Below are 7,637 nucleotides of genomic sequence, written 5' to 3'. Positions count from 1 at the left end.
CGGGTGACCGAACTGCCACGCCGACAGAACGACCCGGGGGAGGAATGTTGTGGTACGCGAGACTCGTATGCCTCGAAACCCAATGATGACGAGGCCTCACAGAAATGAGGTGTCAAACGCCAGTCAGACTTCCGAGCACGGCTGCTCCACCGCCCGGCTGGCTGCCCGGTCGCTCGGTAGCCTAGCGTCGCCGAAAGCCTGCTCGCCGGAGGAATTGCGTGCTGCGAGGAATCGCGTAGGAACGAGCCCTGCCTCGCGTCGACACGGCTTCAACATCCTGCTTCGGAAGTCTTCGTCTCACAAGGTGGTTTTCACGATAAGGCAGCTAACTATGCGTGAGAGTGCGGCTTTTTCGACCAAGCTTGGACCGCGGGCTTTTCCTGGCGAGCATCTCGTGCTGGATGAGGAGGAACACACCGAGAGACATCACCACGTCACCCAGGCTTACGACGCGGTGAATGGGATACGGCTGGCCGATTGGGATCACGTCTCCAAGCTGCCACAAACGTGTGGTGGCATCGACGAGTCTATAGGTGAGGACCTTGCCTGACTGAATCGCGGTAACCTGCTGCGCCATCCCTACCGCGGTGAGCATGTCGGCGGACACCGGCATTTTCATCCCGTTGGCGATGATGACTACGAAGTTCAGTGCAACTCCGATCCCGGTGAGGAGCATCCAGCGGATGTGACGGTTGGCCCAGATCGCATAAAGGAGCAAGGCGTAACTGACGAAGAATGCGTAGGGCGCAACGGATGGGACGAACGCGGCCCCGCGCAACCCGAGGGCTACCACTGCAGCCTCAATAGCGAAGGAGGCGATTATACAGTCGACCCTCTTGAGTGGCATCTCTCCGAGGCTCGAAAACGTCCCGCCTCGGAGCTTACCTACGACCATCGATGCGACGGCGGTGTCAACCAGCATCGCCTATCACCTTCTGGTTCTTGAGCTCCTCGACGAACGCCTTCACTACCTCCGGGTCGAACTGCTTGCCGCACCCGGCGAGCAGTCGCCGCACCGCTTCCTCAGGCGGATACCCACGTCGATACGGCCTGTCGGAAGTCATAGCGTCGTAGGCGTCGGCCACGGCCAATATCCGCGCGTGGATAGGGATGTCCTGCTCTGTCAGACCGTTTGGATAGCCGCGTCCGTCAAGACGCTCATGGTGACATCGTATCGTCGCAGCAACGTCTCGTAAAAAGCTGATCTCCGATAGGATCTTGGCTCCTGTAACCGGGTGTTGCTGGATTCTCTGGAACTCGTCGGTCCTGAGCTGACCGGATTTGGAGAGGAGCTCGTCGGGAACGCCTATCTTGCCGATATCATGCAACAGCCCCGTATATTCGACCTTTTCAACCTCACCCTCGGGCATACGGAGCTGGCGCGCAATCGCTGCGGAGTAAACCGCCACCCGATCCGAATGCCCCCGTGTATATTTGTCCTTTGCTTCCAGAGCGGCTGCAAGCCCGCGGACCGTATCCGCGTACAGCTCCTTCATTTTCATGTATTCCTGGAATGAATACCGGGCGAGGAGAAGGGGAATGAAGAACAGCGTGGTGCCGAGCATACCTATGTACGGGTACGCCGCACCGATGAGAAAGCCCAACGGCGCGAGAGCAAGGTAATTCCTCAAGACTCCACTGATGTTTCCCGACCAAACTACGCGGAATGGCGCCGACTCCGCAAGTGCTATCACACCCGTAACGAGACAAGCGTTCACAACAAAGTAAACGAGCGTGCTGGTTACAACAGGCAGGCTGTCCTCGGGCAGGTGAGGCGAAGCTATGTGGCCTCCCAACCATCCGTATACAAACCCTGCCAGCCCAACCGTTATTACCATTTGAGCCAGATTGAAAAAAACCTTAAGAGGTCCAGAGCGCCGCCGTAATGCACTTACAGCGCCATCCACAGCACCCACGTACGCAGCAGACGGTCCACAGACAAGTACTGCAGCAAAGTTCGTCGCAAAACTGACAGACACCGCACCGCCTTTAGGCAACGGTACCGGCAGCATTCCTGCGAAAAGGGATAAACCACCAAAGAAAACCAGAGACTGCCACGGTGTCGCCCTGAGGTGTGGAATTGTGCAAAACAACACAGTCACAGCGACGAGGACTGTGCCAGTTACGTAGAGTATCAGAGCCCGCGAGACGCCATCTCGGGCGCGTCCCTCTCTGTGGGAATGTTGCACTTACACCATCACCTCGGCAACAAATGTAGGGAACCCTCGCCTGAGACAGGCGCTACGCTAGTCTACTGCTGGACCGAAAGCTCGTCACTGCGGGGCTCGTCACCAGTAGAAGCTGCCGCCGCCCGCCAAAACCAACGCCACGAGTGCAAGGATCGCCTTCACGATGTTCTTCATTTGCCTTCCAGCCTCCATTCGCATTTATGAAATGCCGGGCTAGAGTGGCCCGGAGAACTCGAATCGGGACCTGGTCTCCGCTCAAGGCGTTGCTTCAGGCCGCTCTGCCGCTCCCAGAGTTACACCGTAACCCACGATAGCGGCCTGTTGGCGGTTCTCCGGCGGGGGTTCCAAGACCGTTGACGATGTTGAATTATCGCCGCAGGCGCGTTTCTCCTACCACCCTGCTAGAGGTTTCCGCAAGCTAACCGACGTCCTCGTCGTAATACTCCTCCCCTCCGTACGTGAGGGTCACGCACCTGTTTACGGCGTGAAGAAGAGCCCTTATCACCGCCTCCTCCTCGCTTCGTGTTACGTACGACGCGCCCGTGGATGGCACGTCGCCCCACGGTGACCCGATAGTCGCAAGCACGACTGCGGTTTCTCTGCCTGATAGCCTGCAGAGCTGGACATCATCGACCGAGAGGCCCACAAGCCCTCCGAATGCCTTATCAAGGGCCTTCAGTGCCGCGGCCGCCGGCACCTTGAACCTGTTATCCTCGTTAGGCAGGTCGTCTTCCTCGCCAATGAAAGTCCTCGGGCCGTATGACAGCTCGACCACGGCGTGTATTCGATCGGAATACACGTTCACTCCCAAACGCTTGAGGCCGATGCGGGGCTCGAGTCGCAGTTCCTCGTCGCCGACCGCCCGCCCACGGCCGTCCTCTCTCGGTTTGTCAGTACCCTGCGAAGCCACGGTCTCGCCCGACACAACCTTGTACTTCTTCGGGACAGCCTTCCTGGCATCAGCGCCCTGCTGTCCGGCACCTTCTGGTGCCCCACTCTCGCCATTTGCGGTCCCGCGCGCCCCGCCCGCCCTGGCCTCGTCACCAGATGCCGGGCTCACCGAAACATCGGGCGCCAGGATACCCATTGCGCTTTGAGTTGCCGGGCCGACGCGCTCCGGAACAAGCGCCCCCCGTTTCGACGACCTCGCCGGTCCACTTCGCCCTCTTGTCATGCTGACCGCCTCGAGAGGCAACCTCCGACCCAGATGCGTCGTGCAGGCCGACTCGACGTCTCGCACAATGCGACGAGACTGGACCCGGCCTTCCACGAGTATGTCGATGGCGGTGACTTCGCCGTCAGCACCACAATTCACGCTCACGGACGCAACCCCGGGGATTTGCCTTATGGCAGCTTCAAGCATAGCCGCCTGCTCGGGGCCGCGCACACCGCTCGTCGAGCTGTCTACGTGGCTGCCTTCTTGATGCGCTTCCTTGCGGGGTGCCATAGCATTGGCTCCCTTGCTTGCAACTTTATGCCAACGCTTATGCTATTCTACCTTACAGCAGGGAATCCTGCCGCAGCACGAGCCCGTTCCCGGTTTTTTGTCGGCGGACAGCCGAGTCGACGAGAGCTCGCAGCCCCCCCGATACCAGGCAATGTCCCCCCAGAACCACTGGAATTGCGGCATCCAGAACCGACCTCGTGAAGTCGCCCGCCACCCGGTTCTGGATGTCCGCCGGGCGCATCAGATCGGAGCTGAATCTATCCCTTGCGGAAAGCATCAGGCCGAGGTGCTGGAAAAGCACTCTCGAATCCATGAAAGCCGCGTCCGCCACTTTCCCGAGGGCCGTCACAAAGGCGGCGAACCCCACCTGTTCGATAAGACAACCGATCAGCGAGACGACCTCTTTCCGGTGCTGTCTGCCAAGAGCCTTCATCCCGCGTTCCTCTGAGAACACTCTCGTTCTGCATTTCAGGTGCCGGTTCACGTAGCCGACGGCGCTTGGATTCACGCGTCCGATAAGCGCGATCTCCGAGAGGTAACTCGATAGGGTGTCCCGCGCCTGGAGGAGTCGCCCCCACGCGGGTTCGAGATCGAGATTACCGATAGCGGCCCGCGCGCAAGGGCCCACATCGGGATGAAGGCCCAGGACCATCACGTCTGTGGGTGTGTCAACGTCAAACAACGCCCCGACAGTCTCGTCCATCGATGCCACCGGCAGCACGCGGGCAAGGCTCATTGCGAGCGCGTTGTCGGACGCCGGCAGATCGCCCGAAAGACCAAGGACAGCGGCGGCCGGCGTGAAACCCACAATGTCGCTGGAGAATACGTTGTTGGCAACGACCAACGCGTCCGCGGCCGCCAAACCCCGTGCCACCGCTGCAACCTCGCCTGCAGCGAGAAGCGACCCTGACGCGCCGCCCATGTAGAGCACGGCCTCCAAGGCGTGCTCTTTCACGACCTTGACGATATGTTCGCCGAAATGGAATTGGCCGCGCGCCGGCACCAGCTCCACTTCGATCTTGGTCCCTATTCGCGCGGCCTTGGAAGCAAGGTCTTCATAGGTTGTATAAAGCAGAACGCGGTCGAGCTCGGGAAGCCCAGTGAACTTGCTGAGGTTGTCGAGAACCACGGCCTTTCTCACGGAAACCACGAGGTCCTCGACCTCGCTCAAGGGCCTACCGCCCTCGAACACTACGAGCGTAACCTTACGCACCGCACCACTCCTTCATGGCCCGCTCCCGTCCGCGTGTGCCACGGGCTGCGGGCGAGACCAGGAACCCAGGTGGACGACTTCGCCGCCGGCCAGCGGGGTTGCTCGTTGCGCGCGTCTAGGCCTCAGAACTCAGGCTCTATGAGGCCATAGTTCCCGTCCCTGCGCCGATAAACGACATTGACCTCCTCTGTCTCGGCATTGGAGAACACATAGAAGTCGTGACCCAGAAGCTCCATCTGCATAACGGCTTCCTGAACGGACATAGGTTTCATGGCAAACCGCTTCGTCCTGACGATGCGCGCCTCCTCTTCGGCCTCCTCGGGGACGTCTGGCCCCTCAGGACCCTCAGGAGCGAATGCCGCCTCCACAAGGCGCGCACCGATCTGGCGCAGCCGGCGATTGATGCGTGTCTTGTACTTCCGTATCTGCCGCTCGATTTTGTCGACTGCGCCGTCCACCGACGCATACATATCGCCTGTTTTCTCCTCGCCGCGTAGGAGCAGGCCGTTTATTTGTATCGTGACGTCTACGATGTGAAGCCCTTTCTCGATGCCCATGGTCACTTGGGCGTCGATCTTGTCGCCTTCGAAGAACCGCTGGATCTTGTTGACTTTCTTCTCGGCGTAGTCCCGGAGAGCTTTTGTCACTTCCACGTTTTTGCCTTTGATGGTTATCTCCATCCCCGTCAGCTCCTTTCCGGATCGTGAAAACGAGGCTTCCACGTAGTATATTCCCCCTCGCGGGGGGAAATCCTGCCCCACCATCCACTGCCCGGCGATGGAGCCGCTGGCTCGTTCCCATTTGTGCACGGCCCGCTTCAGCCGGGCACGTGAAGCTTTCTTTCGGTGATCACCACCAGCCGCGAGATGGTCAGCGTCATGACGAGGTACATAAGCGCCACCATCATCCATATCTCGAACGGCCGGAATGTGCGCCCTATCACTATCTGACCCTTTCTCACGAGCTCTTCCATGGCTATCACCGATACGAGGGATGAATCCTTGAGCAGGGCGATGAACTCGTTTCCCAGCGGCGGCACAATGCGCCTGAACGCTTGCGGAAGGATCACAAAGCGCATGGCCTGCACGTAGGTCATGCCAAGCGCCCTAGCGGCCTCCATCTGCCCTCTGTGGATGGACTGAATCCCCGCTCGGACTATTTCGGCTACATACGCCCCGCTGTTTATGCTCATAGCCGAGATCGCGGCAAGATACGGAGGCACCGGGAAGCCCAGCACTTGAGGAAGCCCCATGTATATGATGAATATCTGTACCAGGAGGGGGGTACCGCGGAGGAAATCCACGTATATAGCGGCCAAGTATGAGACGAGTCTCGTCTTGGAGATCCTAGCTATGCCTACAAAGGTCCCGATGATGATCCCGAAGGTGATGGAGATTGTGGTCAGACGCAGCGTCATCCACGCCCCCAGGAGGAGAAACGGAAGCGATCTCTCGATCACGTCCCACCTGAACCCAGGGAGTAAGCCAGCAAGAAATGAAAAAGCAGCGTTCAACTCTCTCCACTCCCACTTTTGTGTTCTGTACCGGACGGCTCGTCCACTCAGAACTCTGACAGCCCAGCGCCTGGCGCCTCGGCAGCGGGCCCGGCCACGCGACGGCCACGGGTGCCGACGCATCCAACCTCCCTGGGCGCGTTCGAACTCGCCGGAGACCGGAAAGCCCGTCGGGCACTACTCAGAACTCACTAACCCACTCACCTTCAACGGTCGCACAACAAAAAGACGCGTAACACCGCCGCTGCGCAACCGGAACGGTTGCGCGCGGATGTGTTACGCCTTGCACCTCGATGAACAACCTTGAATCGGCCGACCGCGTCTGTCGGGCTTCGCTTCCTGCGTTTCGGTCCCACATCGGACCTGCGTCACGCCACCTTGCGCCACCTCGTCGCGTCACGACGGTAGCGCCAACTTCCTTCCGTGTCTCGTGCTTACTTACTGGCCGAAGTATTTCGCGTAGATCTCATCGTACTCGCCCGTGCTTTTCAGCGTGGCAAGGGCCTTGTTGATGTTCTTGAGGAGGTCTTCTCTGTCCTTGCGCATAGCAATCCCATAGTATTCAACGGTGAACGGAGCGCCGACTATTTTCAGCGAATCGTCATTCTTCACAGCATCCGACGCAACGGCGATGTCCATTATGCACGCATCGACCGCGCCGTTCTTGAGCTCCAGGAACGCGTCGGGTGCGAGGTTGAATCTCTTGACCTCTCCGATGCCCTCGATCTTGGAAGCCGCGAAATCACCGGTAGTGTTAATCTGTACTGAGACCTTCTTACCCTTGAGATCAGATGGCTGGGTTATGCCCTCGGTGTCTTTGCGGACCACTATGACCTGGCCAGCGGTGAAATAGGGGTCTGAGAAATTGACGCTTTGTGCACGCTCGTCGGTTATGGTCATTGCGGATACGATCACGTCGTAGTTGCCATTCAGCAGGCCAGGCAATATGCCGTCCCACGCGGTGTTGATGATTTCAGCCCTCATACCCATCTGTTTTGCGATGGCCTGAATGAGCTCGATGTCGAAACCCTTGAACTCCCCGGTCTGCTCATCCTGCCACTCGAAGGGAGGAAATGCCACGTCGCAGCCAACCTTGAGCACAGGAAGCTCCTCTTGTGCCTCGTTCCCAGGCGCTGCCGCCTGTTCCGGCGCTTTCTTCAGGGCAAGGGCAACGGCCAAGACAATAATGACGATGACACCGATGATAAGTACGAGGCCGGACTTTTTCATCTTCGCTCCACACCCTCCTCAAAGTTCCAGGTTTCTAGTCCGATT

At 59.1% G+C, this 7,637-nt stretch carries 7 protein-coding genes; all 7 read right to left on the bottom strand.

What is annotated here, in order from left to right:
* Positions 1-325 precede the first annotated feature (325 nt).
* The 7 genes from GX515_02130 to GX515_02100 all read right to left on the bottom strand — a co-directional run bounded on the left by GX515_02130 (position 326) and on the right by GX515_02100 (position 7,592).
* On the bottom strand, positions 326-922 hold the full coding sequence (locus GX515_02130) for a DUF5317 domain-containing protein (protein HHY31810.1): 597 nt from the start codon (positions 920-922) through the stop codon (positions 326-328).
* Positions 912-1,838 (bottom strand): HD-GYP domain-containing protein, encoded by a 927-nt coding sequence (locus tag GX515_02125; protein HHY31809.1) that lies wholly within the window; start codon positions 1,836-1,838, stop codon positions 912-914. The genes GX515_02130 and GX515_02125 overlap by 11 nt, the downstream gene beginning before the upstream one ends.
* 769 nt (positions 1,839-2,607) lie before the next feature.
* Positions 2,608-3,636 carry a hypothetical protein gene (locus GX515_02120; protein HHY31808.1) on the bottom strand — a complete coding sequence of 343 codons (1,029 nt, stop codon included), beginning with the start codon at positions 3,634-3,636 and terminating at the stop codon, positions 2,608-2,610.
* Between the two features lie 52 nt (positions 3,637-3,688).
* Complete coding sequence (locus GX515_02115) at positions 3,689-4,849, bottom strand: hypothetical protein (GenBank protein ID HHY31807.1); 1,161 nt, start codon at positions 4,847-4,849, stop codon at positions 3,689-3,691.
* 122 nt (positions 4,850-4,971) lie between these two features.
* Positions 4,972-5,529 carry a ribosome-associated translation inhibitor RaiA gene (raiA, locus tag GX515_02110; protein ID HHY31806.1) on the bottom strand — a complete coding sequence of 186 codons (558 nt, stop codon included), beginning with the start codon at positions 5,527-5,529 and terminating at the stop codon, positions 4,972-4,974.
* A gap of 137 nt (positions 5,530-5,666) precedes the next feature.
* A complete protein-coding gene (locus tag GX515_02105; GenBank protein ID HHY31805.1) occupies positions 5,667-6,485 on the bottom strand; it encodes an amino acid ABC transporter permease in 819 nt (272 codons plus the stop codon).
* A 315-nt stretch (positions 6,486-6,800) separates the two neighbouring features.
* Complete coding sequence (locus GX515_02100) at positions 6,801-7,592, bottom strand: basic amino acid ABC transporter substrate-binding protein (protein HHY31804.1); 792 nt, start codon at positions 7,590-7,592, stop codon at positions 6,801-6,803.
* Positions 7,593-7,637 lie beyond the last annotated feature (45 nt).

It is taken from the genome of Bacillota bacterium, from assembly GCA_012842395.1.
GTDB lineage: Bacteria > Bacillota > SHA-98 > UBA4971 > UBA4971 > UBA6256.
The sequence above is the reverse complement of the archived record's forward strand: the minus strand, read 5'-3'. Positions and strand labels throughout refer to the sequence as shown.

Bases quoted from the DNA above. Each gene is read 5' to 3' on its own strand.
- GX515_02105 (HHY31805.1), bottom strand. From the start codon at position 6,485: ATGCGTCGGCACCCGTGGCCGTCGCGTGGCCGGGCCCGCTGCCGAGGC.
- GX515_02125 (HHY31809.1), bottom strand. From the start codon at position 1,838: ATGGTAATAACGGTTGGGCTGGCAGGGTTTGTATACGGATGGTTGGGA.
- GX515_02120 (HHY31808.1), bottom strand. From the start codon at position 3,636: ATGGCACCCCGCAAGGAAGCGCATCAAGAAGGCAGCCACGTAGACAGC.
- GX515_02130 (HHY31810.1), bottom strand. From the start codon at position 922: ATGCTGGTTGACACCGCCGTCGCATCGATGGTCGTAGGTAAGCTCCGA.
- GX515_02100 (HHY31804.1), bottom strand. From the start codon at position 7,592: ATGAAAAAGTCCGGCCTCGTACTTATCATCGGTGTCATCGTCATTATT.
- raiA (HHY31806.1), bottom strand. From the start codon at position 5,529: ATGGAGATAACCATCAAAGGCAAAAACGTGGAAGTGACAAAAGCTCTC.